This window comes from Corynebacterium sp. CCM 9204, assembly GCF_041357695.1.
Classification (GTDB): domain Bacteria; phylum Actinomycetota; class Actinomycetes; order Mycobacteriales; family Mycobacteriaceae; genus Corynebacterium.
The window spans coordinates 21,159-48,037 of sequence record NZ_JAUERX010000002.1 but is presented as its reverse complement, the minus strand read 5'-3'; the positions used below and the strand labels follow the sequence as shown (position 1 = coordinate 48,037).

Sequence of the window (26,879 nt, the reverse complement as noted above, 5' to 3'; positions counted from 1 at the left end):
ACCGGTATGACCCTGCATGCCCCCAGCAGATGCCCGTTCCAACAACTAGAGTGGGGACCATGACCGCGAACATTGATGATGCCATCCTCACCACTCGACTTGCCCAGGGAACCGGCGACATCCTGAAAGGGGTACGTGATGTCGGGGCGTTGCGGGGTCGTGGCCTCGGTGACGCCGGTGATGAGCTGGCCCAGAGCTGGATCTCCCGGGTATTGGAGCAGCACCGCCCGGATGACGGCGTACTCAGTGAGGAAGCCGCCGACAATCCGGCGCGCCTCGGCAAGGACCGTGTCTGGATCATCGATCCTCTCGACGGCACCCGCGAGTTCGCAACCGGCCGCCAGGACTGGGCCGTGCACATCGCTCTCGTTGAAAACGGAAGGCCCCTGTCCGCTGCTGTCGCTCTACCCGACCTGGGTGTAGTTTTCAGTTCCCATGACGCCCGCGCAGTGAACGGCCCATTCGCCCGGAAGATCGTCATGTCCCACAACCGTCCCCCGAAGGTGGCCTTCCACGTCGCGGAAAAACTTGGTTTCGAGCCGATGGACATGGGCTCCGCAGGAGCGAAGGCGATGCACGTTCTCCTCGGTGATGCCGACGCCTACGTCCATGCGGGAGGCCAGTACGAGTGGGATTCCGCTGCGCCCGTCGGAGTGTGTCAGGCCGCTGGACTGCACTGCTCCCGGTTGGACGGTAGCGAGCTGACCTACAACAACAAGGACACGTACCTCCCGGATCTGTTGATCTGCCGCAAGGATCTCGCGGATCAGATCCTTGCGGCCGCCGCGGAGTTCCTGGAGGAACACGGCTCCTACACCTAGTCCCCACCCTTTTCCGGAACACAGCCCCGTCGATCAGACTGAGGGGCTGTGTTCCGTTAGTCTGGACGCCATGAGCGCCACCGCAATCCCCACCCCCTACGAGGATCTTCTCGCGCAGATCATGCGTGAAGGAAACCACAAAAACGACCGTACAGGCACGGGAACCACCAGCCTGTTTGGCCGCCAGATGCGGTTCGAACTCACCGAGTCCTTTCCTTTGATCACCACGAAGAAGGTGTACATGAAGGGGATCGTCGGTGAGCTGCTGTGGTTCCTGCGGGGTGAGTCGAACATCGGATTCCTGAAAGAGCACGGTATCAGGATCTGGGACGAGTGGGCGTCCTCTGAAGGTGAACTCGGGCCTATCTATGGGGTGCAGTGGCGCAGTTGGCCGACACCGGACGGCCACCACATCGACCAGATCTCCCAGGTAATCGACCAGTTACGGAACAACCCGGATTCCCGCCGAATGATCGTCTCCGCGTGGAATGTCTCGGAGCTCGACCAGATGGCACTCCCCCCGTGTCATCTGCTGTTCCAGATGTATGTCGCAGACGGGCGACTGTCCTGCCAGCTTTACCAGCGTAGTGCCGACATGTTCCTCGGAGTGCCGTTCAACATCGCCTCCTACGCACTCCTCACGCATATGTTCGCGCAGCAGGCTGATCTTGAGGTCGGTGAGTTCATTTGGACGGGCGGAGACTGCCACGTTTACGACAACCATCGGGAACAGGTTGAACTGCAACTGTCCCGCGAGGCGCGCCCCTACCCGCAGCTCCAGTTACGCAAGGCGTCCTCGATGTTCGACTACACCTTCGATGACATCTCCATCACCGGGTATGATCCGCACCCGGTGATACGCGGGAAGGTGGCGGTCTGAGGCATGGGCTACCGGGCAATCTGGGCTCAGTCCGTCGACGGGGTCATCGGCGATGGTACGGACATGCCGTGGCACATTCCGGAGGATCTGGCGTATTTCAGGAGGATGACACTCGGATCTCCTGTTCTGATGGGGCGGAGGACCTGGGAGACGATTCCGGAGCGGTTCCGCCCACTTCCGGGGCGGGAGAACTATGTGCTGGCATCGGGATGCCCCGGCGCCTGGTCACGCGGCGCCCGGGTCATCAGCGACCTGTCGCAGGCTCCGGAAGACGTTTGGATCATGGGCGGTGGGCGTGTCTACGCCGATACCCTCCCGAGGGTCGACGAGGTTCGGGTGACGCTCATCGACGCCGAGCTGCGCGATGTGCTGGGACCAGTCGCGGTCCTCGCCCCGGAACTCGGTGAAGCGTTCACGTGCACGGATGAGACGGACTGGTTGGAATCGGAGAAGGGACGGCTGGTCGGCACCGCTGCAGTAGCTCAGCCGGAGGGGCCACTCCGTTTCCGGATCCGGACATATCTCCGTACCCCGGTGGAATAACCCGGTCAGGTCTTGGCGTTGAAGCCGGTATGAGCGACAATCACATCACAGTGTTCCTGACCGACTGGTGCCCCTACTGCAAGCGTCTGGTGAAGGCGCTCAACAGTACGGAGACACCATTCACCGCAATCAACGTCGACGATGACGTCGAGGCTGCCGCATGGGTCGAGTCGGTGAACGACGGTAATCGTATCGTCCCTACCGTGAAATACTCCGATGGGACGCATGCCACGAACCCCCCGGCTTCGGATGTACGTCGTAAGCTGGAGGAGCTGCAGGGCTGATCTCTCACCCCAACCCCATGGAAAACCGCCGCCCCGACATCCTGTGTGTCCGGGGCCGCTTTCATGGACGGGCTTTTACTCGTCGCCGCCACGCCAGAGATGCAGCCCTCGTCCCGTACGACGGGGAGCCGAGAACCTGAGCAGGACGATGACCAGCCAAGGAACGCCGATGAATAGCTCGAAAATGAACCACCAGGTGAATGTCGCGGCCACTACCCCGGAGAGGATCAGCGCAACTGGGCACGCCAGGCCTGCTAACGAGCGTAGCTCGGAGATCATCGTCACACCGGCGGCGGTCATGACACTGAGAAACGCGCTGACTCCAAAACCCCAGGTCAGCGCATGACTTTCAACACGATAGGCGAACACCGCGAAAATCGCCCAGACGGCCGCAAGTATCCACACAACAGTGATCCACGGACTGAACGGCACCTTCTGCTTCTTCCGTGATGCAGGCACCCGGACGTCACCTCTCTTTCGTTTCCCGATCCATCGGCATCCTGTGCTCCGGGAACGGACTTCACACCAAAGTCACAACCTACCTGTGCCCGGAGAACCCACCAACCGGTGGTCTTCAGGAGTTCTCATTCACCATCGAGTTCCCGGAGTAGATAGGTGTCCATGATCCATCCATGACGTTCCCGGAGGGTGTATTTCAGGGCGGCGATCTCATCACCGATGTTCTCGACATATCCGGAGCGGAGAATCTGGTCCGGTGTCCCAAGGTACGCACCCCAGTAGATGTATGTGCCGGACCCGAACACCTCGTTCCAGGCGGCCCCGCTGTCGAGCATGACAAAACAGTTCCGGCGGGCCGCTGCTGCGGTATACGGAAGCAGGCGTCCGGTGGTGACGTGAATCGACTCACCGACGCGGTTGGCGGTGATGGCGTGCGCGGCGGTTAGGGCCTGAAGCGCGGTGATTCCGGGGATCACCTGCACAGCACAATCAAGACCCGCTTCCTCCCGCATGCGCTCGATGATCCGGAGCGTCGAGTCGTAGAGTGACGGGTCACCCCAGACAAGGAACGCGACGGCACCGTCCGGACCACTGGCGCGGATAATTGCATCGGAGAGGATGCCTGCCCTTTCGTGATGCCAACGACGGACCTCTGCATGATAATCAGCCGGGTTCCGGTCACGGACAGCATCAGGGACCGTGACCACGGGCACATTAGGCGCATGAGTCTCAACGATCCTTCGACGGGCGCGCAGGAGATCAGCTTTCTGTTCTCCCTTGTCAATCGCGATGACCGCGTCGGACGAGCGGAGTGCATCGATCGCACCGAGCGTAAGGTGCGTGGGATCTCCAGCCCCGATGCCAATGACCAGCAGTGTCCGCATCTCGGGCTACCTCCCCTTCCGGGTCCGGTGGGAACAACCTGTCGATGCCCGATACTACCGGCGGAAAGCGGCAATCAGTCGTCGCCGTGGATCTCCTGATGATCTTTCACCGACAACCCGGAGGTGAAGCCCTCGAAGTTCGCGATGAACGACTCTCCAAGGTACTTCGTACAGGCCTCAGAGAGCTGCTTTGCATCGTAGACGTTCAGGAGCAGGAGACTGGTCAGGGTACCGTCTTCCTCAACCTTGTCGAGCGAGAGCACCGGGCCGCGTTCTCCACTGACTATGTTGGCGACGACCGGGACGCGGCGGACATCGGTGAAAAGTGGTTTCTTCGGGAACATGAAGCACCTTCCTTTATTTAGGGGCGGAGTTTCCTTTACCTCGCAGGTATTACCGACAGCCTATGTTCCTTCCGCGGTCATTGACACGAAGGTCACGGTATTGCCTTTGTTTTACCCGTTTCAACCACCCCCGACGCCCATCAGTGAGCTGGTTTCCGTCACAGACCCAGGATGGGTTAATCTTGCACGGTCCGGTAGTGTGATCGGAACAGGCCCTAGTAGCTCAGTGGATAGAGCACGGCTCTCCTAAAGCCGGTGTCGGAGGTTCGATTCCTCTCTGGGGCACCACGAAGAACACCCCGCGAACTGTGCTGAAGCCGGTTTGTGGGGTGTTTTTTCATGTTCAGTCGGTAACTGTCTCAGTCCGGACGCGGCGAGAAGGTATGTCAGACGCCAGGGAAATATCGTATTACTGTCCCCAACCGCAGAAGGAAACACCATGCCCTCTTCCCCCCTCGCCAGGTACACGCTCCCCTCCAGGAATAATGCCCGGACATTCATCAGCTTTCACGGGATCACCGACAGCAGTGTCGCCAATTCTGATCTCGGGCACAGGATGTCGTCTGATTTCCGAGTGATACTCCCCGATGCCCGAGGCCATGGCATGTCTCCAGATTTCAGCGCGAAACAGCTCCTACACCCATTCGACACCCTCCTCGAAGATGCACTGAATCTGGTTAAAGAGGAGATATCACGAGACACTCGGCGACGTCCGGTGGTTTTGCACGGGCATTCAATGGGCGGAGCTACGGCTGCCGCGGTTGCCCGTCATCATCCTGAACTCGTCGCCGCTCTGATTCTCGAGGATCCGGCGTTGTTTACGGTGGAACAGCGTGCACGATTCGCGGCGACTGCTGAACCCCGGATCAGAAGCTCTGAACGGGCATGTTCCGAACCGGAGGTAGTGCTGGGGGAGCTCCGGCAAGTCTTCCCGGGATGGTCGGTGACGGATTCCGCGGGATGGCTGTTCTCCCAGGCCAGGGCACGGGAAGCTTTCCTGCGGATGGCTACCGTGGACAGTGGTGAACCACGCGGCCTGGTGTTGTCTGCGCTCAAGGTTCCGACACTTCTGGTCACGGGCGACCGCGACTGCCTGTTCGGACCGGAGGGTTTACGTGAGGTCTCGCATCTGGGGAATCGTCATCTCCGAACCGCTCTCGTTCCCGGGGTGCGACACAGTGTCCGGCGAGATGATCCGGAGGAGTTCCATGCCGCAGTTTCAGGGTTTCTCAGAGACGTCGTTGGCGATGTGCAGCCCTGACCCGGTGGACAGACGTCACTGAAGCCACGGAAATGTTGCTACTGTTACGCATGTGACCCCTGTTGCCGCCGGGGTCTGCCGCATCTCCACAGGAAGACAACAATGACGCCGCAGCAGCCCATCGTTCAACGTCGCGTGCTTCTCAAAGCCGCCGCTCTCGCCATCGCAGGTGGTTCCATCGCGACTACCGCCGGAGTTCTGCCACGGGCACACGCAACCCGGCCGGTACTCGGCACCGTACTCGATTACGCCGCAGGCGTACCCGATGCCCGCGCCATCGCCGCAGCCGGCCACCTCGGAGCGGTCCGATACGTCTCACAACGCCGTCCGGGCGCGGAGAACTGGATGCTGGGCAAACCCGTCACCGCCGCGGAGACCCTCGCGTTCAACGCCGTCGGGCTCAGTACCGCCAGCGTCTACCAGTTCGGGCGCGCCGATACCGCCGACTGGCTCCGAGGTGCCGCTGGTGCCGCAGTCCACGCGCCCCATGCGATCGCACTGCATGCTGCGGCGGGTGGCCCCATGGGGCGTCCGATCTACGTCGCCATCGACGACAATCCAACCCGCACCCAGTACAACAATCAGATCCGTCCCTACCTCACAGCGTTCAAGACTGCTCTTGAGGCCGCAGGACTCCGGCTGGCGGTGTACGGCAACTACAACGTGATCGCCTGGGCACTGGCCGACCAGCTCGGTGAGTTCTTCTGGCAGCACGACTGGGGTTCCGGGGGAAGACTCCACCCCCGGGCGGACCTGCACCAGCGGGCGAAGCGGACAGCGTGGATCTCCGGTGTCGAGGTAGACGTGAATGATGTCTACTCCCCCGACTGGGGCCAGTGGAAGGCCACGTTCCCCGGCACCGGGGTGCCTGGCCCGGCTGAGTTTCCCGCCCCGTTGTCTCCCGCACCAGAAGATCCGTTGAAGGCTCTCAGCCAGCTCCTGAATCACCTGAACGGACTGTCAGGCTGATCCCACGGAGAAACCTCAATCCAGCTCTGAGTCGATGGTGATCTCATCGTCGGAAACCGTACTGCTCTTCGGCCGTGGTTTCGAGTTCACGGTGGGACGCCCGGTGGAGGCGGAGGTTTCACTCCGGTATTCGGCCGCTTCCGCCACCACCTCACTCTCCGTCCTGCGTCGCACCTCTTCATCATCCGAACCATCGGGTGCGGGAATATACGAGTGCACGTTTGCGGCGAGCATCGGGAACAGCAGTACCGTCGCGGCGCCTGTCGCAACCATCACCGACGCGTGACCTTCCCCGAGCAGCCCGCGGTCGACGGCGATCTCCGTGACCGCCACGATGATCGGGAGCCCGGTCGCGGAATAGAGCGAGAGTTCCACCTGATCCCGGAATCCCCGGATTTCCGAGCCGGTGTCAGTGAAGCACTCCGCCAGAAGAATCGGCAGGCCTCGGGCGATGTAGATGACTGAGATCCCGACGATAACCGCCCACGGAGAATGCAGTACCTCCCGTACGTTGATCGACATGCCGGAAGTGATGAAGAACACCGGTATCAGCAGGCCGTACCCCATGACGTCAAGACGTGCCTCCACCGTCTTACGTGCCCGGACCGGAACCAACGCCCGGAGAATGATACCTGCGGCGAACGCCCCGAGAACGACATCGAGCTCAAAGACCGCAGCCATCGCCATCAACGTCGTCAACAATACGATGACCATGCGCATCACGGTCTGACTCGTGTGGCTCGCACCATCTCGCACCGCGTGACCGACCCACGGGACCAGCCTGGAGACGGTCCTCGGAACGAACGCCACCATCATCGCTCCCCCCATGAAGAGAGCGAGGATGACCAGGGTAAGAGACGTGTTTCTCGTGGAGAGCAGCAGCGCCATCGCGAACACCGGTCCGAGTTCCCCCACAGCACCATGAACGAGGACACCACGCCCCACGGGAGAATCCGCACGTCCGGAATTCTTGATCACCGGAAGCAACGTCCCCATGGCCGTGGATGACACCGCGATGGCAAGCACAATACTGCGCAGTAGATCAGCCGTACCGAACAGGAGCAGCGCCGCACAGACGGCGAGTCCCAGACTGAGCAGCCAGGTTCCGGTCGCCCGACGCCCTTGCCGCCCCTTCATCACTTCGGGGTCGATCTCCCAGCCCGCGAGCAGGAACAGCATACCGAGACCGAGTTCCCGGAGCAGCGCATTCGAGCCATCCAGATGGGCGAGATCGAGTACCTCCGGCCCGATGACCACCCCCAGGAGAAGCATGAAGACGACGCCGGGAACCCGTTTCCCCGTGATGAACGACAACAACGGTGAAGCGAGAGCCGCGATGGCTATCCACATCATCGAGACGATGACACCGGGCGCCACGGAAGCCCCGGAAGCGAGTACAGCGGTGGAACTCAACATCTACCTTCATTTCCTGGAGGATAAACCCACACGGGAACGATTGCCGTACCCATGGCGATCCCCCATGATAAGCCACTGCAAGGGCACCTAGGAGTCCGGTGTCGTCGACAGCTCCGTTGCCGACAACCGGTGCCCGGAACTTCCCGCAGAGTTTTTGGCCCCGTTACGGGCAAGGGCATACAACTGTCTCTCCACCAGTGCAGTGAGATCCTCAGCGGATCCGGCCACGGCCGCCGCCGCGACGAAATCATCTCCGAAGGTCACGGATGAATGCAGGGAGTAGTCGTTCGACCACCCCCACTTCGTCCCCGTCGCACCGGGCAACACCGCCGTCCCGAAGTCCTGCGGATAACCATCAGCGGCGATCTCGTCGGATTGGCTCATCGCAGTCAGGATGGGCGACATCCGGTCATTCTCCAACTTTTGCCGGATAAAGGAGACGACATCATAGGTGGAGGTGACGCTGTATCCCCATTGCTCGTCGGATCTGGTCGACAACAGGCCATAGTCCCTTGCTGTCACATCTATGGCCCGCGGGTACCGTTCCCAGAGTTCATCCGCGAGGTAGTCATCAGAAGACCGGATCATCTCCACTGCGTCGAGCTTGTCCGCGGGATTACCGTACCGGAGGACATAATCTGCGATGTAGAGCTTGATCAGGCTGAGCGCCGGTCGGGCGTACCGCTCCGTAGCAGTACCCGTGTGCCAACCGTCTGAGAGCCGGGTGAATGACACCTGCGAACCTGTCGCGTTTTCGGTGAAGCCACCGAGATCTTCCCGGGAGAGCTTAACGTTGGAGCTTTCCCGCCCCGCGACAGTAGTGGATCTGTTTGCCGCATCTGAATCCACCCCAGGGCCATCAGCAGGGAAAAACGGTAGGGAAAAGAGACAACCGACAGCGACGAATACCGGCACCATGCGCCCGATTCGTCGCTGTCGGTTGCTCCATCCACCCGGATCGCTCACGGATCCGGCGGGACGATCAACCATGTCAGACACGATACCGGCGGCCCCCTCCACCCCCCAACTTCTCGGGTTCAGGTGGACGGGGCCGCCGTTGTGTTCTCGCGCAGTGGTGGCGTTGTTTTTCGGTCACCCGCCGTCTCGGGCGACCGAGCAGCATGCGAAGTGGGGACGAAATTAACTAGTGATCGACCGCGGCTTCCACACCGACACCAGTCAGCGAGCGGACCTCCATTTCCGCCTGGAGGTCGTCCAGGTTGTCCGGCTTACCGAAGATCGTGCCGAGGTAGCCTGCGAGGAACGCCGCCGGAATGGAGACGAGACCCGGGTTACGCAGAGGGAACCACGCCCAGTCCGAATTGGGGATCATCGCGCTCGGATCACCGGACACAGCCGGGGAGAACACGATGAGCACCAGTGCCAGGATGAGGCCGGTGTACATGGAGCACAGGGCACCGGTGGTGTTGAACTTCTTCCAGTACAGCGAGTACAGGATGGTCGGCAGGTTCGCCGAGGCTGCGATGGCGAAGGCCAGGGCAACGAGGAAGGCGACGTTCTGGCTCATCGCCAGGATACCGAGGACAATCGCGATGACACCGATCACAACCACCGTGATTCGGGAAACCCGGACCTGCTCAGCTTCGGTGGACTCACCGTTACGGATGATCGAGTGGTAAATGTCGTGCGCAACGGATGCGGACGCCGTGATCGCTAGGCCTGCGACGACCGCGAGAACAGTGGCGAAGGCGACAGCGGAGATGGCCGCCATGAAGATCGAACCGCCGAGTTCCAGTGCGAGTAGCGGCGCAGCGGCATTCTGGCCACCGGGGGCGCCGAGGATACGGTCCGGTCCGACGAGCGCGGCAGCCGCGTAACCGAGCATGAGGGTCATGAGGTAGAAGGCACCGATGAGGACGATCGCCCAGGTGACGGAGCGACGGGCTTCGCGCGCCGTCGGAACCGTGTAGAAGCGCATCAGGACGTGCGGGAGACCTGCGGTACCGAGCACGAGTGTCAGGCCGAGGGAGATGAAATCAATCTTGGTGATGTTGTCCTTGCCGAACTTCAGGCCCGGCTCCAGGATCGCGTGGGCATCGTAGCCCTTGCCTGCGAGATAGTCGGACTCGGCGTGCTTCTGCACGGCCGCATCAAGCAGGTGAGGGAAGGATCCGACCTTGATGAAAATCAGCGCGGTCATGATACCCACCCCGCCGACGAGGAGGACTGCCTTGATCATCTGGACGTAGGTCGTGCCCTTCATGCCCCCGAGCAGCACGTAGGCAATCATGATGACGCCGACCACGACAACCACGAGTGCCTGCTTGGACTCCTCGTGGACGTTGAGCAGCACGGCGACAAGGGAACCCGCACCGGCCATCTGCGCGATGAGGTAGAAGAGCGAAACGAAGAGCGTGCCCAGTGCAGCCGCCATACGGACGGGCTTCTGCTTCAACCGGAACGACAGCACGTCGGCCATTGTGAACTTACCGGTGTTACGGAGCGGCTCGGCAACGAGCAGTAGTGCGACCAGCCAGGCCACGAAGAAGCCGATGGAATAGAGGAAGCCGTCATATCCCGCGAGTGCGACGGCGCCGACGATACCGAGGAAGGAAGCCGCGGAAAGGTAGTCACCCGCGATGGCCAGACCGTTCTGCTTACCGGAGAACTTCGCGCCACCGGTGTAGAAGTCAGATGCCTCGCTGGTGGACTTGCCCACCTTGATGACGACGCCCATGGTGACGACGATGAACAGGATGAAGACTGCGATGTTCAGGATCGGGTTACCGGCCTGCGCGCCCACTTCCTGAGCGGAGTACGTGGTGAGATTATTCATGAGGGTGATCAGCCTTCCATTCTCTCACGGATCGCGGCCGCCTTGGGCTCGATCTTTTTGTTGGCGAAGTTGATGTAGATCCAGGTGATGGCGAAGGTGGTCACGAACTGCAGTAGTCCCATGATCACGCCCCAGTTGACGTTGCCGAACACCGGAGTGCTCATCCAGTCCTTCGCGTACACCGCGAGGAGGACGTAGAACATGTACCAGAGGAAGAACGCGATGCTCATGGGGAAGGCGAATCCACGGAATGTCTTCTTGAGGTCTAGGAATTCAGGGTCCTTCTGCATCTCCCGGAACTCTGCGGGGCCGGGTTCACGGCGCCGCGCCGGGGCGGACGAATCTGCACTCATGTAAGGATCATCTCGCTTTCTGTTAGTCAGTCTGACGGAGTAACTGCTGCGGTGGAGCGGAACTCACAGTGTGAGCCGCCACCCCTCCACTTCGCACACCCCTGCCGGAGGGCCGGTGACAGTGACGGATCAGATCCATCGGGCATCAATGTGCACGCCATCACAAGACAAGGTGTAGATGTGAAGTTACCTAGCTCACGTTGCAATGTGAAAGCTAAACACCTGAATTACCGCTTTAGCATTCTTCACACCACCCCCATAAACAGACCTGACCATCTGTTTCTTTTTCTGACCACAACCCCCCGTCGCGCGAGTGTTCGGACGTTGTTAAGTTTGCGAAGCCCCTTCTTCCTGTGACTCTAAGGAACGCCCCCCCCCCCGGAGCAGTCACCTCATTCCCTGAACGCGAAGACCCGCGGAGCCATCCCCGCCCGCCGCTGGCCGATCCACCATGCCACCTCAATCAACGAGGCCCCTACACCGCCGACAGCCAACGCGTGAAGCAGAAGCTGGTGATTCGAGGTATCGAGAAGCAGCAGATGCGCCAGCGGAGCGATGGCAAAGATCGTGACATACGCCACGGCTGCCCCGACGATCAACGCGATCCGCCACCACTGATAGGGGCGGGCAACCACGGCAAGCACCCAGAGCGCCATGACGAGGGTCACCGTGAGAGTGGCCGTCCCCGCCTGTCGGATCATCGGTTCAGGGGCCTGTGCCCCCGGATTCACCAGAATCCAGAACACAACGGTGAACACGCCGATCAACAGCCCCGAGGGCAATGCGAGCCGCAGTACCCGGGACACGAAACCAGATCGGGCTCTCTCGTGATTCGGTGCGAGCGAGAGCACGAAAGCCGGTATACCGATGGTGAACCAGCCGATCATCGTGACGTGGATCGGCTGGAATGGGAAGGTGATGCCGAAAAGTCCGACCACCAACGCCAGGACGATAGAGTAAATGGTCTTCGTGAGAAACAGATTGGCCACCCGTTCAATGTTTCCGATCACCCGACGTCCCTCCGCCACAACGTGGGGCAGTGTGGCGAAACGGTTGTCCAGGAGAACAACCTGCGCCACAGACCTGGTCGCCGGCGAACCTGAACCCATCGCGACCCCGATTGAGGCATCCTTCAACGCCAGCACATCGTTGACACCGTCACCGGTCATCGCGACGGTGTCTCCCGCAGACTGCAACGCCCCCACCATGTCCCGCTTCTGCTCCGGGGTCACGCGGCCGAACACCGTCCCTTCGGAGACCTGACGGACGAAATCCGGGTCGTCAGCGGCCGGCAGGTTCCGGGCATCAACCACCTTGCCCTCCAGTCCCAGTGACGCGGCAACAGCACCAACGGATACGGCATTGTCTCCCGAGATCACCTTGACCTCGACCCCTTCACGGGCGAAGTAATCGAGTGTCTCCCCAGCATCATCCCGGACCTTCTGCCGCAACACCACCAGCGCACACGGAGTCAGTGAAGAGCACCCCGGAGAAGCCGGGGACGCTTCAACCGCGCCGAGTTCCGTGGCCCGGCAGAGCAACAGGACCCGCAACCCCTGATCCGTGTACGGCGCTGCGGCGGTGAGCGCATCGGAACCATCAACCGCGAGAACATCCGGCGCTCCGAGCACCCAATCCCCCAGCCCTTCGAGGGAGGCTCCCGACCACTTTCGCGCCGAGTCGAAGGATACCGTCGAAACCACCTCGGAGACCGTTTCCGTGGAGACGCCTTCCGCGATGGCTTCCATCGTGTCATTACGGTGATTGTCCGATGCAGCGATGGAGGCGAGGACCCTCCGCGCCTCATCAGTTCCGTCACCACCATCAATCATCACGATGTCATCGAGTTCCATCCGGTTCTCCGTCAACGTTCCCGTCTTGTCGGCGCAGACGATGTTCACCCGGGCAAGGCCCTCAATGGCCGGCAGCTCGTTAACCAGTGCCTTTCTCTGCCCCAGACGCACAACTCCCACGGCGAAAGCAATGGAGGTCATCAGCACGAGACCCTCCGGCACCATCGGGACAAGGGCGGCGACCATCGAGAGCACGGCCTCCTTCCAGGGCGCGCCAGTCCGTCCGAGCTGGGTCCACACGGTGAGAATTCCGGTGGGAATCAGCAACCAGGTGATCATCCTCAAAATCTGGTTGATGCCATCCATGAGTTGTGAGTCAGTCAGCGTGAAGCGACCAGCTTCGGCAATCAGCTTCGCCTGATAGGAGTCACCTCCAATGGCGGTGGCCTGGAAGGTTCCGGAGCCGGAGGTGACAAAGGACCCCGAACGGATGGGATCACCCTCGGACTTACCCACTGCATCGGATTCTCCGGTGAGCATCGATTCATCGACTTCCAGACTCTCAGCAGAACGCACATACCCGTCCACGACGATCTGATCGCCGGGGCCGATGTCGATGAGGTCATCGAGAACGATCTCATCCCTGACGATTTCGGTGGCCACTCCGTCCCGGATGACCCGTGGTTGAGACTCTCCAAGAATCGTCAGTTTGTCCAGGGTTCGCTTCGCCCGGAGCTCCTGGATGATGCCGATGGATGAGTTCGCGATGATGAGGAGACCGAAGGCCGCGTTGATGACCGACCCGGTGGACAGGACGATCACCAGCAACACACCGAGAATGGCGTTGATGCGTGTGAAAACGTTGCTTCGGATGATGTCGGAGACACGTCGTCCCGTTCGACGGACCGCATGATTGATCAGACCGGCCTGCACCCGTTCCCTGACGGACGCGGAATCGAGCCCCCCGGGGCCCGTGATATAGCCAGTGGTTGCAACGGCGGACGCCGTGGGATCCATGTTCATGGCGCCAACTCTAACCCCGGGTACCGCAACCGACACCATTCACAGAGCACGACACAACGATGTGGAGCGCCACCATGGAAAGGTAAGCGGGCCAGTAGCCGATCCGATCTACAGCACACCAACCGCACATACCTTCCCGCTCCCGCGAAGCCAAACCACCTACTGGTGACACCCATACCGGGAGGCCGGTTCGCCGGAGATCTCATCCCGGTTCCTCTACAGTTGGCCGACCGGCCGACCGGCTGCTCAGTCTTCGGGGAACACCAGCGGATCAGGGCCGATACGTCCCGCAATGGCGGAATCATCCAGCGCGGTGATGCTCTCAACATCACGTTCAGCAAGGTGGAAGTCGAAGATATCGAAGTTCTCACTGATACGCTTCGGGTTCGCGGACTTCGGGATGACGATGTTGCCCAGTTGGAGGTGCCAGCGCAACATGACCTGTGCCGGAGTTCTGTCCTGTTCCGCCGCGATCCGCGTGATCACCGGATGATCGAGCCCTCTCCCCCGACCGATCGGGGACCACGCTTCGGTGGCGATTCCGCGTTCCCGGTTGACTCCACGAAGTTCCGGTTGGGAGAAACCGGGATGCAGTTCAATCTGGTTGAGCACCGGGGTAATCCCGGTGGCTGAGATGATTTCGTCAAGGGTTTCGGCGTAGAAGTTCGAGACACCGATCGACCGGATACCCCCGAGCCCCTGGATCTTCGCCATCTCCCGGAAGGTGTCCACCGCAAGCCCCTGCCGAGGACAGGGCCAGTGGACGAGATAGCAGTCGACGTAATCAAGGCCGAGCCGCGACAGTGACTCCTGGAAGGCGCGGGCCGTTTCATCCGCCCCGTGACGGTCGTTCCACACCTTGGTGGTGATGAACAACTCTTCACGGGTGACATCACCGGCGGCGACAGCGTCACGAATGGCGTTGCCGACCTGTTCCTCGTTGCCGTAAATGGCGGCGGTGTCGATGTGCCGGTAGCCCACATCGATGGCGTGCCGGACCGCCCTGACACAGCCATCGTCCTTGAGCTTGTAAACGCCGAATCCGAGCTGCGGTATCTCATTGCCGTCGTTCAGGGTCACGGTCGTGGGAAAGGTCTTCTCAGTCATGGCCCCCATTGAACACCCATGGCCGGAGACGCGCACGAGGTACGCGAGCACGGGGGCAGTCGGCCGGCATCCACACCATCCAACGTTACACAGTAGAATATTGACAATTCATTGTGTTTATACAACACTTTATTTTATGTCCCCATCGAAAAAGCCGACGCGCCCAATCTACAACCGCGTCAAGGTTCTGCGCACGGAGCACGGGATGTCACGTGCCGATCTCGCGGCGGTCATCGAGGTCAATCCACAGACCGTCGGAGCTCTCGAACGCGGAGACCACTACCCCAGCCTCGACCTGGCGATGCGCATCGCCGAAACCTTCCGACTACCGGTCGAGGCAGTGTTCTCCCGCGAGGAGTTCAGCCCCATGTCCCACGACCTCTACCCCACACCAGTGACACGGTGAGCACACGGAAAGGAACACGACAGTGACCACACCCCGCATAATCGCACCGACCGTCTCCCTGAGTAGGCGTCGTCTTCTCGTCGGGGGCTTCACCGCAGTCACCGCCGTCGCGGCCCTGGTCGGGATCGGAATCAGCACTGGCGTGGTGCCCGTCTACCTGTTCGCCGCCATCTGCGTCCTTCTCGCTGTACTATCCAACCGACTCGGCACGGCAACCGGAATGAACGACCGGTCCCGCGAACTGGACGAATACGAGCACGCACAGAGGTCACACCGTCGTGAGCAGGCTCTGTGGATGCTGTCAGCCTGTGCCGGAGTCTGTGCGCTGGTCATCGGGATCTCCGCGGAATCCGGTTCGGTGGATCTGATCCGGGCCACCACCGCGTTCCTCCTCCTGGGGGTCCTGTTTTCCCTGACCTGGCCGAACCTCGTGACCGCGTGGACCACACCGGACACGGAGGAAGCATGACCGGCCACACTCCCTCCCCGAGGACCCGCTACCGGCAGCGCCGCCTGGACAGTTTCGAACGTCGACGGGACGTCCTGGACTCTCGGTTCCACCGGTGGCGGAATCTCCGCCACCGGCGGGTCCTGGTTCTCCTGTTCTGCGGGGTCTACCTCACCGGGGTGACACTCAGCGTCGCGGCGGTACTCCGTGAACAGGCGACCCTGCTCGCCATGACCGCGGCCCTGTGTCTGGCGTCCTGTGCCATCTGGTCCATGATCCGCACGCTGATCCGACTGGAGGACATGGCGCCGCCGGAGTTCCTCGACGAATACGAGCTGGAGAGACAGCTCCGACTACGCGCCACGACAACCCACTTCTACTACATGATCGGTCTGGTCTACGCCGGAATCATCACCTTCGGATCGGTCTGGGCGCTGGACAGAGGGTGGGCGATGCGCGATCTGTACGACCTGACGTACACGACCGGCATGACGATGTTCCTCATCATCGGTCTGATCGGCGCCATCCCCGGACTCGTCCTCGCGTGGACCTTACCCGACCCCACCGACCCCGATCTGCTGTTCCCCGACGCGGACTGAAAACCAGTAAGGAAGAAAACCATGACACGCTCACCATCCCCGCTCGTCATCGACGGGATATCCAAGAGATACGGCGATCTCACGGCACTCGACGGCATGAGTTTCACCGTGCACCCCGGCGAGATTTACGGCTTCGTCGGATCCAACGGGGCCGGCAAGTCGACCACCATGCGTATCGCGCTCGGGGTCATCGCAGCCGACTCCGGCGAGGTCCGGCTCGGCGACGAACCGCTCACCGAATCCTCCCGCCGCCGCATCGGTTACATGCCGGAGGAACGGGGACTGTACCCGAAGGAGAAGATCGGCGCACAGATGATCTACCTGGCACGGTTGCATGGTGTCGACAAGCGCTCAGCCGAGAACCGCACCACCGACCTCCTTGAGCAGCTCGGGCTCAGCGGCCGAGCCGACGACCAGCTCGAGTCACTCTCCCTCGGAAACCAGCAGCGCGTGCAGCTGGCCGCCGCCCTCGTCCACGACCCGGATGTCCTCGTCCTGGATGAACCGTTCTCGGGCCTCGACCCCGTGGCGGTGAACGTGATGAGCGACATCCTCGTCGAGCGGGCGCAGGCGGGGGTCCCGGTCCTGTTCTCCTCGCACCAGCTCGACCTCGTCCAACGTCTCTGCCACCGCGTCGGGATCATCGCCGCTGGCCAGATGCGCGCGGAAGGCACCGTCGACGAGCTCCGGGACACCGGTGAGGACACTTACGAGGTACATGTCGGTACCCCCGGGGACTGGTGGCGGGCGGTACCCGGGGCCACCGCAGTCAGCGGTGGCGACACCGTGACACTACTCACCCTCGATCCCGGATGCCCGACCACTGACCAGGACATCCTGCGCGCCGCGATGGCCGCCGGTCCGGTTCACCATTTCACCCGTCGCCGTCCCGATCTGTCCGATCTTTTCCAGGAAGTAGTCAAACCATGAGCCACCCGACCGACACCTATTCTTCGACTGCGGCGATCCGGCTGATCGCCGCCCGTGAGGCACGCGCCGTCCTCACTCGGAAATCCGTCTGGGTGACCCTCGTCATCATGCTCGTCGCCGTCCTTGGTGGTCTCGGCTGGGGCGCTTGGCAGGGTTCGAAGGAGAGCGCACCACAGGTCATCGGTTACATCGAAACAGAACCTGCAGCACTCGCGGCCGTGACCCGGGACAGCGGGGACGGTCCGATCATCGAATCGATCGCCTACCCGGATCAGGCTGCCGCACTGGAAGCACTCTCCGACGGGGACGTCGATGCCATCTACCGTCCTGCGGAATCCGGGGCGGGTTGGGAGCTGGTCACCGAATCCTCCGGTGACACAGACATCCTCACCGCACTCCGGGCCGCACAGAGCACGATCGCACAGGACGAATTGCTCGCCGAGATCGGGATCAGCAGTGCACAGCTCTCCGCTATCACCGCAACCGGAACCGTGTCCGCAGTCCACGTGGGCGACGAATCGGGCGGTGGTGCCTTCGGTGATCCGCGGATCGCAGGAACCGTCATGATCACGCTGATAGGCATCGGTGTACTGGTCATGTCGGTAATGATGTTCGCCATCACCATCGGTTCTGCGGTCATCGAGGAAAAGTCCTCTCGCGTCGTCGAACTCATGGTTTCCACTGTCCGGCCGCTCGATCTCCTGTGGGGCAAGATCATCGGAGTCGGTGGAGTTGGATTGGTGTTCGTCGCCGCCCTGTTCGCGGTCGCGGCTGCGGGAATCGGGTTCACCGGGATCGGCGAGCGTTTCGACGTCGAGATAGATCTCACGGTTCTGCCTGTCCTGCTACTGTTCTACATCCTCGGGTATCTCTTCTTCTCGGTGCTCTATGCGGCGGCCGGCTCGCTGGTGTCCAGGATGGAGGACTTCCAGGGCGTGCAGACACCGGTGATTCTGCTTCTCATGGGAGTGATGTATCTGCCGTTCTTCGGTCTGTCTCAGGTGGATTCGACCTTTATGCGCACCGCCGCCTGGGTGCCACCGTTCTCATCCTCGACGATCCCGTTGCAGTACGCGGTCGGCAATGTCGGGGTCGGAGGCGTCCTGGGCGCCGCGGCGATCCTCACCCTGTCCACTGCCGTGATCATCTTGCTCGCCGCCCGGATCTACCGCTCGTCGATTCTGCACACCGGCTCCCCCGTGGGCTGGCTGAAGGCACTGCACCGAGCGCAGCGGGGCTGACCTGTACCGGATCGCCCCGGCTGGCGGCTCACCGTGGTTACAGTGACAGCCATGACGAACACCACCTCCCGCGATCTCATCGATCAGGTTCTCGATCCCGGTTCCTTCATATCCTGGGACAACCCACCCGTATACGGGAACATCAGTGACGGGTATCGGGAGACTCTCGAACGCGCCCGGGAAAGGTCCGGCGTCGATGAAGCGGTGATCACCGGCGAAGGGACAGTGAGCGGTACCCGGGTGGCATTCGTCCTGAGTGAGTTCGGTTTCCTCGGCGGATCCATCGGAGCGGCGACAGCCCGCCGCATCATCGACGGAATCCACAAAGCCACAGAGAGTGGACTTCCCCTGTTGATCTCTCCGGCGTCAGGCGGCACCCGGATGCAGGAGGGAACCCCCGCCTTCGCATTGATGGTATCCATCACCACAGCCGTCTACCGGCACAAGGACGCCCGACTCCCCTTCCTCGTGTATCTCCGTAATCCCACCACCGGCGGCGTGATGGCGTCCTGGGGATCCGCCGGACATTTCACCTTCGCGGAACCCGGCGCACTGCTCGGTTTCCTCGGACCCCGCGTCGTCGAGCTCACCACCGGCATCCCGATGCCGGACGGGGTGCAACGGGCCGAGAACCTCGCCGCCCGAGGTGTGATCGACGGTGTCGTCTCCCCGGGCCAACTGCGGGAATCGGTGATGAAGATCGTCGATGTCCTCCGAACTCCGACCACGGGCGTGCACACGATCGACGTGATGGTATCTCCGGAAACACCCCGTATAGACGTGTGGGATGCGATCACCGCGACACGCCGTACCGACCGCCCCGGACTGCGGAATCTCGTCGAATGCCTTTCCGATCACCTCATCCAACTGTCGGGCACCGGAGACGGTCGGATCTCCCCGGCTGTCATCGTGGCCCTCACCCGGATCAAGGGGCAACCGTGTGTGCTCATCGGGCAGGACCGGCACGCCCAGCCGCCGCACGCGGCGACGGAACTCGGCCCGGCGTCGCTACGCTTCGCCCGGCGTGGTGTGGCGCTGGCGCAGGGCCTTGGTCTGCCGCTGGTCAGTGTCATCGACACCCCGGGGGCTGAGTTGTCGGTCGCAGCCGAGGAAGCGGGCATGGCGGGTTCCATCGCGCGGACCCTCGGTGAACTCGTCGACGTAGACGTTCCGACGGTCTCGGTGATCCTCGGGCAGGGCTGCGGAGGCGGGGCACTGGCGATGCTGCCCGCAGATACGGTTCTCGCCGCCGAACATGCCTGGCTCTCCCCACTGCCCCCGGAGGGCGCATCGGCGATCATCCACCGGGATACGGACCATGCCCCGGAGATGATGCGGGAGCAGCGGGTCTCCGCCTTCGCCCTGCGGGATACCGGTATCGTCGATGCGCTCATCCCGGAGGAACCCGACGCTGCCGAGGAACCGGATGCGTTCATCTCACGGGTTCTGAACGCAATTGCCGGGGCGCTCAACGAATTGGCGTCAGCCCCCGAGACAATCGGGCGCGAACACCGCTTCCGACACTACGAGCGGTGGGCCGTGGAACGGAACTGACACCTGAGACGCGAGGAAACCACCGCCCCGATTGGGCGGTGGTTTCCTCGTTGGGAATCTACTGCTCTACATCAGCCGACGCTGATCAGGTCAATGACGAAGACAAGGGTCCGGCCGGAGAGCGGATGCCCGCCACCCGCAGGCCCGTAGGCGGCTTCCGGGGGAATGGTGAGCTGGCGGCGCCCACCCACCTTCATCCCCGGGATACCCTCCTGCCAGCCTGCGATGAGGCCGGAGAGGGGAAATTCGATGGTCTGTCCACGATCCCAGGAAGAGTCGAACTCTTCGCCCGATTCGAAGTCGACGCCGACGTAGTGCACCTCCACGAGTCCATTGGGCTGAGCAGCCGGCCCGTCACCTTCAATGAGGTCGACGATGACGATGTCCTCTGGGGCGGGGCCGGTCTGTGCTTCGATCGTGGGCTTGTCCATGAACGCTCCTTTGGGCTGTAGACGTGATGTTCACTGGCGATGGTACGCGATGTTGCCCCGCTCACGACCGGGCGAGGGTGGCGTGCCACCACAACGGAGCCACTGTACGCGATTTTCTTTCAAGGAAAAAATACCGGCGACCCTCGACAAGGAAGAACCCGCGGTGTACCGCGGGTTCTTCCGCATCTCGATCAGCGATACATTCAGCGCTGCGGGCGCGGAACGAACTCGCGGAGAGTCTCACCCGTGTAGATCTGACGCGGGCGATAGATCTTGGAGGCGGGGTTCTCGATGAGCTCACGGTACTGGGCGATCCAGCCCGGAAGACGGCCCATGGCGAAAAGCACCGTAAAGAAGTCCGTCGGGAAGCCCATCGCCCGGTAGATGAGACCGGTGTAGAAGTCGACGTTCGGGTAGAGCTTGCGGGAAATGAAGTAGTCGTCCGCCAGGGCGATCTCCTCCAGGTTCAAGGCGAGATCGAGCAGCTCGTCACCACCCATCTTCTCCAACACCTCGTGCGCAGTGGACTTGATGATTGCCGCACGCGGATCGTAATTCTTGTACACGCGGTGACCGAAGCCCATGAGACGGACACCGGCCTCCTTGTTCTTCACCCTGGTCATAAAGTCGGTCGCGTCGCCGCCGTTGGCCTTGATCTCATCAAGCATCTCGAGAACAGCCTGGTTAGCGCCACCATGGAGCGGGCCAGACAGGGCGTTGATGCCCGCAGCAATGGAGACGAACATGTTCGCCTGCGCGGAAGCGACCATACGCACCGTCGAGGTGGAGCAGTTCTGCTCGTGATCGGCATGCAGAATGAGCAACTGATCGAGGGCCTTGGACATGACCGGGTCGACCTCGTAATCCTCGGTCGGGAAACCGAACATCATCCGGAGGAAGTTCTCACGGGCGTTGAGTTTGTTGTCCGGATACATCCACGGTTCCCCGTGGCGGGCACGGTGCGCCATCGCAGCCAGCATCGGAACCTTGGCCATCAGGCGGACAGTGGCCTTGTCACGGTGCTCTGCATTCAGCGGATCCAGGGAATCCTGATAGTAGGTGGAGAGGATGTTCAGGGAGGACGCCAAAACGGACATCGGGTGAGCATCACGGGGGAACACCCGGAACTGGCTCTTGAAATCCTCGTCGATGAGGGTGTGGTGCCGAATCTCGGCATTGAACTTCTCCAACTGCGCCTGCGTCGGCAACTCACCGTGAATAAGCAGATAAGAAACCTCGTTGAAGGTGGCTTTCGCCGCAAGGTCCTCGATCGCGTAACCACGGTAGCGGAGAATCCCCTCGGCACCGTCGATGTAGGTGATCGCAGATTCGGTGGAACCGGTGCTGACATAGCCCGGGTCATAGGTGACGAGTCCGGTCTCGGCGAGCATCTTGCCCAGGACGATGCCGTCCTGACCTTCGGAAGCCCGCATGATGTCCATCTCGAACTCACCACCGGGGTAGTGGAGTACGGCCTTGTCCTTGTTGTCAGTTGCCACAATGTACCTTTCAAGCTTTGTCAAGTGTCACCATCCCAGTTCTGGGACGGCCATTGCACCGAAGCATGGTGCGCCACGCTGAACTGCCACGCCTCACCGGGCGGTGTTGCCCGGAACACAATCCGGATAATCACCTCCACGCTATACGGTTTGTCACGCACAGGCATCCACTCCGGTTGTACCCGTAACATCATGCCCGCTAGATGACCTGAACACATAGAGCCAGGACTCACCGCCCCCGCGTAGCCCTAATGAAACAGCGGCAACAGACAACAGCGGCACGTGACACACCCTGTGAAGTTATCAGTGTTCCATGAGGTGAGGAGCCTTTTCAGAGGATGGACCGAGATGGCCAACGGCACCATTTTTCAAAGGCTCGGTACGTCATGGTTTTACACATACCCCCAAAAACACGGCAGTGGGGTGTGGCACAGTCTAGCAAAGATTGTGATGACCCAGACAGTTAAGTGCACAGTATTCAACCCCAACACACCCGCTACGGGGGGCCCGGGACACAGGTTTACTACCCCCGCCTATTTGGTCTTCCAGGGTCCGCGAACAGAACATGACGTTCGAGCATTCCCCACTGCCCGCGATCTGTCCGGCAGGGCCGGAAGGTTCCTGCATCTCTTCCTCCATCACGTGCCCGAGCCACACCCCCACCATGCGCCCCGGACCAGGCCCGGGGACTAGAGTTATCCGGGTACGGTTTTGTGCTGTACCCGGTCTGCTACCAGACCACAGCCCCAGTACCCAACGAGGAAGACCCCGACACCGCCATGACCGACCAGTACCCCACCCTTCCCGCGAACCTGTTGCCCGCAGACGGCCGCTTCGGCTGTGGTCCGTCTAAGGTGCGTCCCGCTCAGATTCAGGCCATCGTCGACGGCGCCACCGGAATCGTCGGAACGTCCCACCGGCAGGCCGCTGTTCGCGACGTCGTCGGCTCCCTCCGTGAAGGTCTGGCCGAACTGTTCAGCCTTCCGGAAGGCTACGAGATCGTCCTTTCTCTCGGTGGTGCCACCGCCTTCTGGGATGCCGCCACGTACGGATTGATCCGTGATCGCTCCGGTCACCTGACCTTCGGGGAATTCTCCGGAAAATTCGCCGCAGCGGCAAAGAAGGCCCCGTGGCTCGCGGACCCGGCGATCGTCGCCGCGGAACCTGGTTCCGCCCCGCAGCCGCAGGCATTCGAGGGATGTGACGTGATCGCCTGGGCCCACAATGAGACATCCACGGGTGCGATGGTTCCAGTGACCCGACCGGAAGGCTCCGCGGGATCCCTCGTCGTCATCGACGCGACTTCAGGTGCGGGCGGGCTCCCGGTCTCGATGGACCAGGCAGACGTCTACTACTTCTCCCCACAGAAGTGCTTCGCGTCCGATGGCGGGTTGTGGTTCGCGGCAATGAGCCCCGCGGCGATCGAGCGAATCGCCGAGATAAACTCCTCCGACCGTTTCATCCCCGCCTTCCTCAACCTGCAGACGGCCGTCGACAACTCCCGCAAGAACCAGACCTACAACACCCCGGCCGTCGGTACCCTCCTGATGATGAATGACCAGGTGCAGTGGATGAACGCGGCTGGCGGTCTCCCGGGCATGGTCGAAAGAACCACCGCTAATTCACAGGTCCTCTACCGCTGGGCGGATGCCCGCCCCGAGGCACAGTGCTTCGTCTCTGATCCCGCGAACCGGTCACTGGTTGTCGGCACCATCGACTTTGACGATTCGATCGATGCGGCACGAATCGCGAAAATTCTGCGGGCGAACGGGATCGTCGACGTGGAGCCTTACCGCAAGCTCGGCCGTAACCAGCTCCGTGTAGGTATGTTCCCCGCAATCGATGCCGCCGACGTTGAGAAACTCACCGCGTCCATCGATCACATCCTCGACGAGGGGCTTGCCACCGCATAGCCCGGATTCAGCCACAGCCTGGCTCCGTACGGGGAGCATCCGTCACAAAAACACCACCGCGACCGGCGCTTCTGACCGGTACCGCGGTGGTGTGTGCGTTAGAGTGGAGCAAAAGCCGACCCCGGACCCGGGAGATCCGGCCCCATCAGAGCACACAGGGAGATCGTATGCGGGAGCTCAGAATCGTACCCGAGGAATCCACACCCGGGTCCCTGGTGCTCCACCTCGTCGATCCGGTGTCGGGCACCGCGGAGGATGAACAGTTCTTCCTCACGGTCGATGATCGACTCCGCGGCATCATCACCGGCGACGCGGCCACCCCCGCAGCAGAATCTGCCATGTCGACAGATACCGACGGGGATCCCGCCGCATCCCGCACATCACGGGAACCAGACCCCAGGCTCTCTGCACCGCTCACCATGAGTCCCAAGGAGATCCAGGCGAGAATCCGTGGCGGCGCAGAAATCAGCGAACTGGCCACAGAATGCGGTGTCCCGGAGAGTCGCATCGAGCCATTCGCACACCCGGTCCTCCTGGAACGCGGACGTATCGCCGACATGGCGAAACAGGCACATCCCGTCCGAGACGACGGGCCCGCACCACTCACCCTCTGGGAGGTCCTCGCGACGGCGCTAGCCGCCCGTGGATACGATCTCGACAGCAGTGAATGGGACTCCTACCGTGAGTCCGGTGGCCAGTGGGTCATTTTGGTCACCTGGTTGGAGGGGCAAACCAGAACCACCTCTGAGTGGTCCTACCACCGCCAGGGCGTCAGCAATGCCACCGCGGTCGCCCGGAACTCGGTCGCGGCAGCCCTCCTCGACCCCAACTTCGGACGCCCCAAGCGTATCCTCAGCCCGGTCTGGGCGGGGACCGACACCGCCCAGGACGATGACAGGACCGGGGAGCACGGTTCATCCCACACGGCCCCCGGAGACTCCGGCCACGATGCCGAGGACCATCTCGGGGATGGAGGTGACCGGGATTTTCTCCGTCATCCCGATGATGAGCAGTCCAAACGTCCCCGCCGCAGAGCCATCACCCCGCACTGGGAGGATGTCCTTCTGGGGGTCCGCACGAACACCAAACGACCGAAGAACTGAGTCTCCAGGTGAACAATCCGACCCACACCAGCGCCGTCATCACGATCTGGTTCGTCAACACAACCGACCCAGCCGCCGTCATAGCCAGTGAACCACGCTCCGACCGTGGTTTCGGACGTAAGTATCTTGCCCAGTTGAACCCGGCATGGCCCATCACTCCCATCGGTCAGTTCGCTCTGAACCGGAGTGTTCCGGCGTCAACCGACGAGTACTACATCGCGGGATATCCCGGTGTCACCCTCGTGCAGACCGTCATCGACGACATCCATCGACTCTCCGACCTCGATCCCCGTCTCCTCTCTTCCCTGCCCGCCCAGGACATCTACGTCTTCGCGATGGATCCTGCGACCGACTTCGGTGGATTCGCCCACTTCCATGACGGTACGGTGGTGCGTTCGCTCTGCGCCCGGCGTGACCGCCTCTATGAGGACATCGGCCTACCTGACCCCTTTGAGCTGCCGTTCTGGGCCGGTGAGCACGATGACGGCACTGGCGGTGGCATTGACCTTCCGTTCCATCCCGTTGACCTGGTTCCGGCCGCGCAGCAAGCCTGGTTGGGCTTCGACATCACATCTGATGGCCCGGACATCCACGTCACGGCCTTCGCTGTCGACGGACGCCCGGAGCCCCGTTTTCTTGACGGATCCGGACATCACCGGGCACCAGACCTGGATACGGTGGTGGGCAGGGCGTCGTCGAAACTCGGGCTGTCCGTGCGCGACCCGGGGTACGACGATTACGAGACCCACGATGCCGATGATGCGGACGGTGACGAATTCCGGAGGCTCGCGGAAGCAGGTGCGGCGGCAGCACGCAGGGTCGGCAAGATCATTGTGAGGCGCGGCCGCGTCATGAGGAAGACCATCGGACATCGCCTGCGGCACACCGACCGCCCGTGAGAACCACTCAGCGCAGACTGCGCTGGCGTTCGTAAAATGCAATCGCAGCGGCTGTCGCCAGGTTGAGGGAATCCGTGCCGGAGGCCATCGGTATCCGGGCACGGACATCGGTGGCCCGCATGGCGTGCTCCGACAACCCGGGCCCCTCCGCTCCGACCAGGAGTGCGAGCCGATTCACAGGGTACCCATCGGCTCCTGTGACGGCATCCGCGAGATGCTCCGCAGCCGGATCCGGTGTGAGTGACAGAAGGGTGAATCCGTCGGCGCGGAGGTCCTCGAGTCCTCGCTGCCACGTCGTCGGTGTTCCGGAAAAATGCGCAAATGGGGTGCGCAGAACATGCCCCATGGAAACCCTCACCACCCGCCGGTACAGTGGATCCGCGCACCCGGCACCGAAGAGGATCGCGTCCACGCCGAGTCCCGCTGCGTTGCGGAACAACGAACCGATGTTCTCATGATCCCCCACCCCTTCCAGGACAGCGATGGTGCGCGCACCGTCAACAGCTTCGGTAACGCTCATACCGGGTACTCTGTCGGCGGCGGCGAGCAGTCCACGGTGCATATCGAACCCCACGGTCTCTGCGAGGGTACGACGCTCCACCTCATAAATCGGGATACCCCTGGCCGAGACAGCCCGGACCACCTCGGGATCGGCAAGGAATTCATCCAACCGGTGCCCGAAACCGACGATTGAGCGAACCGGGAACCGGGAGGCCAGGAGTCTCCCGACAACCAGTGCACCTTCGGCGATGACCAGTCCCTTTCCCCCGGGGAGGTCGGGGCGGTTGTCTGAATGGTTGAGGTCCCGGTAGTCGAGGAGCCTGGAATCGTCTGGGGAGGTCACAGGTATGCGCAGCACGGTGTCATCGTAGGACACTGTGCCCGCCGGGACACACAGAGGCGCCGACCTCCGGGGAAACTG

The 26,879-nt window shown here is 62.0% G+C and carries 27 protein-coding genes and 1 tRNA gene; 16 read left to right on the top strand and 12 right to left on the bottom strand.

What is annotated here, in order from left to right; all coding sequences use genetic code 11:
* Positions 1 to 59 precede the first annotated feature (59 nt).
* From QWU43_RS04410 to QWU43_RS04395, 4 genes are all read left to right on the top strand, one after another.
* Positions 60 to 821, top strand: a complete 762-nt coding sequence (locus QWU43_RS04410) for a 3'(2'),5'-bisphosphate nucleotidase CysQ (RefSeq protein WP_370915311.1) — start codon at positions 60 to 62, stop codon at positions 819 to 821.
* Positions 822 to 891: 70 nt separating this feature from the next.
* On the top strand, positions 892 to 1,701 hold the full coding sequence (locus QWU43_RS04405; protein WP_370917234.1) for a thymidylate synthase: 810 nt from the start codon (positions 892 to 894) through the stop codon (positions 1,699 to 1,701).
* Between the two features lie 3 nt (positions 1,702 to 1,704).
* Positions 1,705 to 2,244 carry a dihydrofolate reductase gene (locus QWU43_RS04400; protein ID WP_370917233.1) on the top strand — a complete coding sequence of 180 codons (540 nt, stop codon included), beginning with the start codon at positions 1,705 to 1,707 and terminating at the stop codon, positions 2,242 to 2,244.
* A 29-nt stretch (positions 2,245 to 2,273) separates the two neighbouring features.
* Positions 2,274 to 2,528 carry a mycoredoxin gene (locus QWU43_RS04395; protein WP_370915314.1) on the top strand — a complete coding sequence of 85 codons (255 nt, stop codon included), beginning with the start codon at positions 2,274 to 2,276 and terminating at the stop codon, positions 2,526 to 2,528.
* Positions 2,529 to 2,603: 75 nt separating this feature from the next.
* Here QWU43_RS04395 and QWU43_RS04390 read toward each other — a convergent pair whose 3' ends face one another.
* The 3 genes from QWU43_RS04390 to QWU43_RS04380 form a co-directional block, all read right to left on the bottom strand.
* The gene (locus QWU43_RS04390) at positions 2,604 to 2,987 is read right to left on the bottom strand and encodes a hypothetical protein (RefSeq protein WP_370917232.1); all 384 of its coding nucleotides are present in this window, start codon (positions 2,985 to 2,987) and stop codon (positions 2,604 to 2,606) included.
* A 125-nt stretch (positions 2,988 to 3,112) separates the two neighbouring features.
* Positions 3,113 to 3,871 (bottom strand): precorrin-6A synthase (deacetylating), encoded by a 759-nt coding sequence (gene cobF, locus QWU43_RS04385; protein ID WP_370915316.1) that lies wholly within the window; start codon positions 3,869 to 3,871, stop codon positions 3,113 to 3,115.
* A gap of 74 nt (positions 3,872 to 3,945) precedes the next feature.
* Complete coding sequence (locus tag QWU43_RS04380) at positions 3,946 to 4,215, bottom strand: hypothetical protein (protein ID WP_370915317.1); 270 nt, start codon at positions 4,213 to 4,215, stop codon at positions 3,946 to 3,948.
* A 212-nt stretch (positions 4,216 to 4,427) separates the two neighbouring features.
* Here QWU43_RS04380 and QWU43_RS04375 point away from each other — a divergent pair.
* The 3 genes from QWU43_RS04375 to QWU43_RS04365 all read left to right on the top strand — a co-directional run bounded on the left by QWU43_RS04375 (position 4,428) and on the right by QWU43_RS04365 (position 6,445).
* Positions 4,428 to 4,503: transfer RNA gene (locus tag QWU43_RS04375), tRNA-Arg, on the top strand.
* Positions 4,504 to 4,654: 151 nt separating this feature from the next.
* A complete protein-coding gene (locus tag QWU43_RS04370; protein WP_370917231.1) occupies positions 4,655 to 5,476 on the top strand; it encodes an alpha/beta fold hydrolase in 822 nt (273 codons plus the stop codon).
* Between the two features lie 102 nt (positions 5,477 to 5,578).
* Complete coding sequence (locus QWU43_RS04365) at positions 5,579 to 6,445, top strand: DUF1906 domain-containing protein (RefSeq protein WP_370917230.1); 867 nt, start codon at positions 5,579 to 5,581, stop codon at positions 6,443 to 6,445.
* Positions 6,446 to 6,460: 15 nt separating this feature from the next.
* Here QWU43_RS04365 and QWU43_RS04360 read toward each other — a convergent pair whose 3' ends face one another.
* The 6 genes from QWU43_RS04360 to QWU43_RS04335 form a co-directional block, all read right to left on the bottom strand.
* The gene (locus QWU43_RS04360) at positions 6,461 to 7,861 is read right to left on the bottom strand and encodes a cation:proton antiporter (protein ID WP_370915320.1); all 1,401 of its coding nucleotides are present in this window, start codon (positions 7,859 to 7,861) and stop codon (positions 6,461 to 6,463) included.
* 87 nt (positions 7,862 to 7,948) lie between these two features.
* Positions 7,949 to 8,851: a hypothetical protein gene (locus QWU43_RS04355; RefSeq protein ID WP_370917229.1), complete on the bottom strand. Its 903-nt coding sequence runs from the start codon at positions 8,849 to 8,851 to the stop codon at positions 7,949 to 7,951.
* A gap of 154 nt (positions 8,852 to 9,005) precedes the next feature.
* Positions 9,006 to 10,658: a cation acetate symporter gene (locus QWU43_RS04350; protein WP_370915322.1), complete on the bottom strand. Its 1,653-nt coding sequence runs from the start codon at positions 10,656 to 10,658 to the stop codon at positions 9,006 to 9,008.
* Between the two features lie 8 nt (positions 10,659 to 10,666).
* The gene (locus QWU43_RS04345; protein WP_370915323.1) at positions 10,667 to 11,011 is read right to left on the bottom strand and encodes a DUF485 domain-containing protein; all 345 of its coding nucleotides are present in this window, start codon (positions 11,009 to 11,011) and stop codon (positions 10,667 to 10,669) included.
* A gap of 392 nt (positions 11,012 to 11,403) precedes the next feature.
* Entirely contained in the window at positions 11,404 to 13,827 is a 2,424-nt protein-coding gene (locus QWU43_RS04340) for an HAD-IC family P-type ATPase (RefSeq protein WP_370915324.1), read from the bottom strand.
* A gap of 246 nt (positions 13,828 to 14,073) precedes the next feature.
* Entirely contained in the window at positions 14,074 to 14,934 is an 861-nt protein-coding gene (locus QWU43_RS04335; protein ID WP_370917228.1) for an aldo/keto reductase, read from the bottom strand.
* A gap of 136 nt (positions 14,935 to 15,070) precedes the next feature.
* Here QWU43_RS04335 and QWU43_RS04330 point away from each other — a divergent pair, with 136 nt between their 5' ends.
* Genes QWU43_RS04330 through QWU43_RS04305 form a run of 6 tightly spaced genes read left to right on the top strand, consistent with a single transcriptional unit; the run spans position 15,071 to position 20,112 of the window.
* The gene (locus tag QWU43_RS04330; RefSeq protein WP_370915326.1) at positions 15,071 to 15,340 is read left to right on the top strand and encodes a helix-turn-helix transcriptional regulator; all 270 of its coding nucleotides are present in this window, start codon (positions 15,071 to 15,073) and stop codon (positions 15,338 to 15,340) included.
* 22 nt (positions 15,341 to 15,362) lie between these two features.
* Positions 15,363 to 15,809, top strand: coding sequence for a hypothetical protein (locus tag QWU43_RS04325; protein ID WP_370917227.1), 447 nt, complete (start codon positions 15,363 to 15,365; stop codon positions 15,807 to 15,809).
* Positions 15,806 to 16,387 carry a hypothetical protein gene (locus QWU43_RS04320; RefSeq protein ID WP_370917226.1) on the top strand — a complete coding sequence of 194 codons (582 nt, stop codon included), beginning with the start codon at positions 15,806 to 15,808 and terminating at the stop codon, positions 16,385 to 16,387. The genes QWU43_RS04325 and QWU43_RS04320 overlap by 4 nt, the downstream gene beginning before the upstream one ends.
* A gap of 21 nt (positions 16,388 to 16,408) precedes the next feature.
* The gene (locus tag QWU43_RS04315; protein WP_370915329.1) at positions 16,409 to 17,317 is read left to right on the top strand and encodes an ABC transporter ATP-binding protein; all 909 of its coding nucleotides are present in this window, start codon (positions 16,409 to 16,411) and stop codon (positions 17,315 to 17,317) included.
* The gene (locus QWU43_RS04310; protein WP_370917225.1) at positions 17,314 to 18,558 is read left to right on the top strand and encodes an ABC transporter permease; all 1,245 of its coding nucleotides are present in this window, start codon (positions 17,314 to 17,316) and stop codon (positions 18,556 to 18,558) included. The genes QWU43_RS04315 and QWU43_RS04310 overlap by 4 nt, the downstream gene beginning before the upstream one ends.
* Positions 18,559 to 18,609: 51 nt before the next feature.
* Positions 18,610 to 20,112 carry a carboxyl transferase domain-containing protein gene (locus QWU43_RS04305; RefSeq protein ID WP_370917224.1) on the top strand — a complete coding sequence of 501 codons (1,503 nt, stop codon included), beginning with the start codon at positions 18,610 to 18,612 and terminating at the stop codon, positions 20,110 to 20,112.
* 71 nt (positions 20,113 to 20,183) lie between these two features.
* Here QWU43_RS04305 and fkpA read toward each other — a convergent pair whose 3' ends face one another.
* Positions 20,184 to 20,543, bottom strand: a complete 360-nt coding sequence (gene fkpA / locus QWU43_RS04300) for an FKBP-type peptidyl-prolyl cis-trans isomerase FkpA (RefSeq protein ID WP_370915332.1) — start codon at positions 20,541 to 20,543, stop codon at positions 20,184 to 20,186.
* 203 nt (positions 20,544 to 20,746) lie between these two features.
* Positions 20,747 to 22,042 carry a citrate synthase gene (locus QWU43_RS04295; protein ID WP_370915333.1) on the bottom strand — a complete coding sequence of 432 codons (1,296 nt, stop codon included), beginning with the start codon at positions 22,040 to 22,042 and terminating at the stop codon, positions 20,747 to 20,749.
* 779 nt (positions 22,043 to 22,821) lie between these two features.
* On the opposite strand from QWU43_RS04295, the gene serC reads away from it, so the two are divergent.
* The 3 genes from serC to QWU43_RS04280 all read left to right on the top strand — a co-directional run bounded on the left by serC (position 22,822) and on the right by QWU43_RS04280 (position 25,957).
* Entirely contained in the window at positions 22,822 to 23,955 is a 1,134-nt protein-coding gene (gene serC / locus QWU43_RS04290) for a phosphoserine transaminase (RefSeq protein ID WP_370915371.1), read from the top strand.
* Positions 23,956 to 24,122: 167 nt separating this feature from the next.
* A complete protein-coding gene (sepH, locus tag QWU43_RS04285; protein WP_370915334.1) occupies positions 24,123 to 25,058 on the top strand; it encodes a septation protein SepH in 936 nt (311 codons plus the stop codon).
* Between the two features lie 8 nt (positions 25,059 to 25,066).
* The gene (locus QWU43_RS04280) at positions 25,067 to 25,957 is read left to right on the top strand and encodes a hypothetical protein (RefSeq protein ID WP_370917223.1); all 891 of its coding nucleotides are present in this window, start codon (positions 25,067 to 25,069) and stop codon (positions 25,955 to 25,957) included.
* Between the two features lie 7 nt (positions 25,958 to 25,964).
* Here QWU43_RS04280 and QWU43_RS04275 read toward each other — a convergent pair whose 3' ends face one another.
* Complete coding sequence (locus QWU43_RS04275) at positions 25,965 to 26,816, bottom strand: TrmH family RNA methyltransferase (protein WP_370915336.1); 852 nt, start codon at positions 26,814 to 26,816, stop codon at positions 25,965 to 25,967.
* Positions 26,817 to 26,879 lie beyond the last annotated feature (63 nt).

Excerpts from the sequence above, each read along its gene's own strand:
- QWU43_RS04410 (WP_370915311.1), top strand. The coding sequence starts at position 60 with ATGACCGCGAACATTGATGATGCCATCCTCACCACTCGACTTGCCCAG.
- QWU43_RS04405 (WP_370917234.1), top strand. The coding sequence starts at position 892 with ATGAGCGCCACCGCAATCCCCACCCCCTACGAGGATCTTCTCGCGCAG.
- QWU43_RS04400 (WP_370917233.1), top strand. The coding sequence starts at position 1,705 with ATGGGCTACCGGGCAATCTGGGCTCAGTCCGTCGACGGGGTCATCGGC.
- QWU43_RS04395 (WP_370915314.1), top strand. The coding sequence starts at position 2,274 with ATGAGCGACAATCACATCACAGTGTTCCTGACCGACTGGTGCCCCTAC.
- cobF (WP_370915316.1), bottom strand. The coding sequence starts at position 3,871 with ATGCGGACACTGCTGGTCATTGGCATCGGGGCTGGAGATCCCACGCAC.
- QWU43_RS04380 (WP_370915317.1), bottom strand. The coding sequence starts at position 4,215 with ATGTTCCCGAAGAAACCACTTTTCACCGATGTCCGCCGCGTCCCGGTC.
- QWU43_RS04370 (WP_370917231.1), top strand. The coding sequence starts at position 4,655 with ATGCCCTCTTCCCCCCTCGCCAGGTACACGCTCCCCTCCAGGAATAAT.
- QWU43_RS04365 (WP_370917230.1), top strand. The coding sequence starts at position 5,579 with ATGACGCCGCAGCAGCCCATCGTTCAACGTCGCGTGCTTCTCAAAGCC.
- QWU43_RS04360 (WP_370915320.1), bottom strand. The coding sequence starts at position 7,861 with ATGTTGAGTTCCACCGCTGTACTCGCTTCCGGGGCTTCCGTGGCGCCC.
- QWU43_RS04355 (WP_370917229.1), bottom strand. The coding sequence starts at position 8,851 with ATGGTTGATCGTCCCGCCGGATCCGTGAGCGATCCGGGTGGATGGAGC.
- QWU43_RS04350 (WP_370915322.1), bottom strand. The coding sequence starts at position 10,658 with ATGAATAATCTCACCACGTACTCCGCTCAGGAAGTGGGCGCGCAGGCC.
- QWU43_RS04345 (WP_370915323.1), bottom strand. The coding sequence starts at position 11,011 with ATGAGTGCAGATTCGTCCGCCCCGGCGCGGCGCCGTGAACCCGGCCCC.
- QWU43_RS04340 (WP_370915324.1), bottom strand. The coding sequence starts at position 13,827 with ATGAACATGGATCCCACGGCGTCCGCCGTTGCAACCACTGGCTATATC.
- QWU43_RS04335 (WP_370917228.1), bottom strand. The coding sequence starts at position 14,934 with ATGACTGAGAAGACCTTTCCCACGACCGTGACCCTGAACGACGGCAAT.
- QWU43_RS04330 (WP_370915326.1), top strand. The coding sequence starts at position 15,071 with ATGTCCCCATCGAAAAAGCCGACGCGCCCAATCTACAACCGCGTCAAG.
- QWU43_RS04320 (WP_370917226.1), top strand. The coding sequence starts at position 15,806 with ATGACCGGCCACACTCCCTCCCCGAGGACCCGCTACCGGCAGCGCCGC.
- QWU43_RS04315 (WP_370915329.1), top strand. The coding sequence starts at position 16,409 with ATGACACGCTCACCATCCCCGCTCGTCATCGACGGGATATCCAAGAGA.
- QWU43_RS04310 (WP_370917225.1), top strand. The coding sequence starts at position 17,314 with ATGAGCCACCCGACCGACACCTATTCTTCGACTGCGGCGATCCGGCTG.
- QWU43_RS04305 (WP_370917224.1), top strand. The coding sequence starts at position 18,610 with ATGACGAACACCACCTCCCGCGATCTCATCGATCAGGTTCTCGATCCC.
- fkpA (WP_370915332.1), bottom strand. The coding sequence starts at position 20,543 with ATGGACAAGCCCACGATCGAAGCACAGACCGGCCCCGCCCCAGAGGAC.
- serC (WP_370915371.1), top strand. The coding sequence starts at position 22,822 with ATGACCGACCAGTACCCCACCCTTCCCGCGAACCTGTTGCCCGCAGAC.
- sepH (WP_370915334.1), top strand. The coding sequence starts at position 24,123 with ATGCGGGAGCTCAGAATCGTACCCGAGGAATCCACACCCGGGTCCCTG.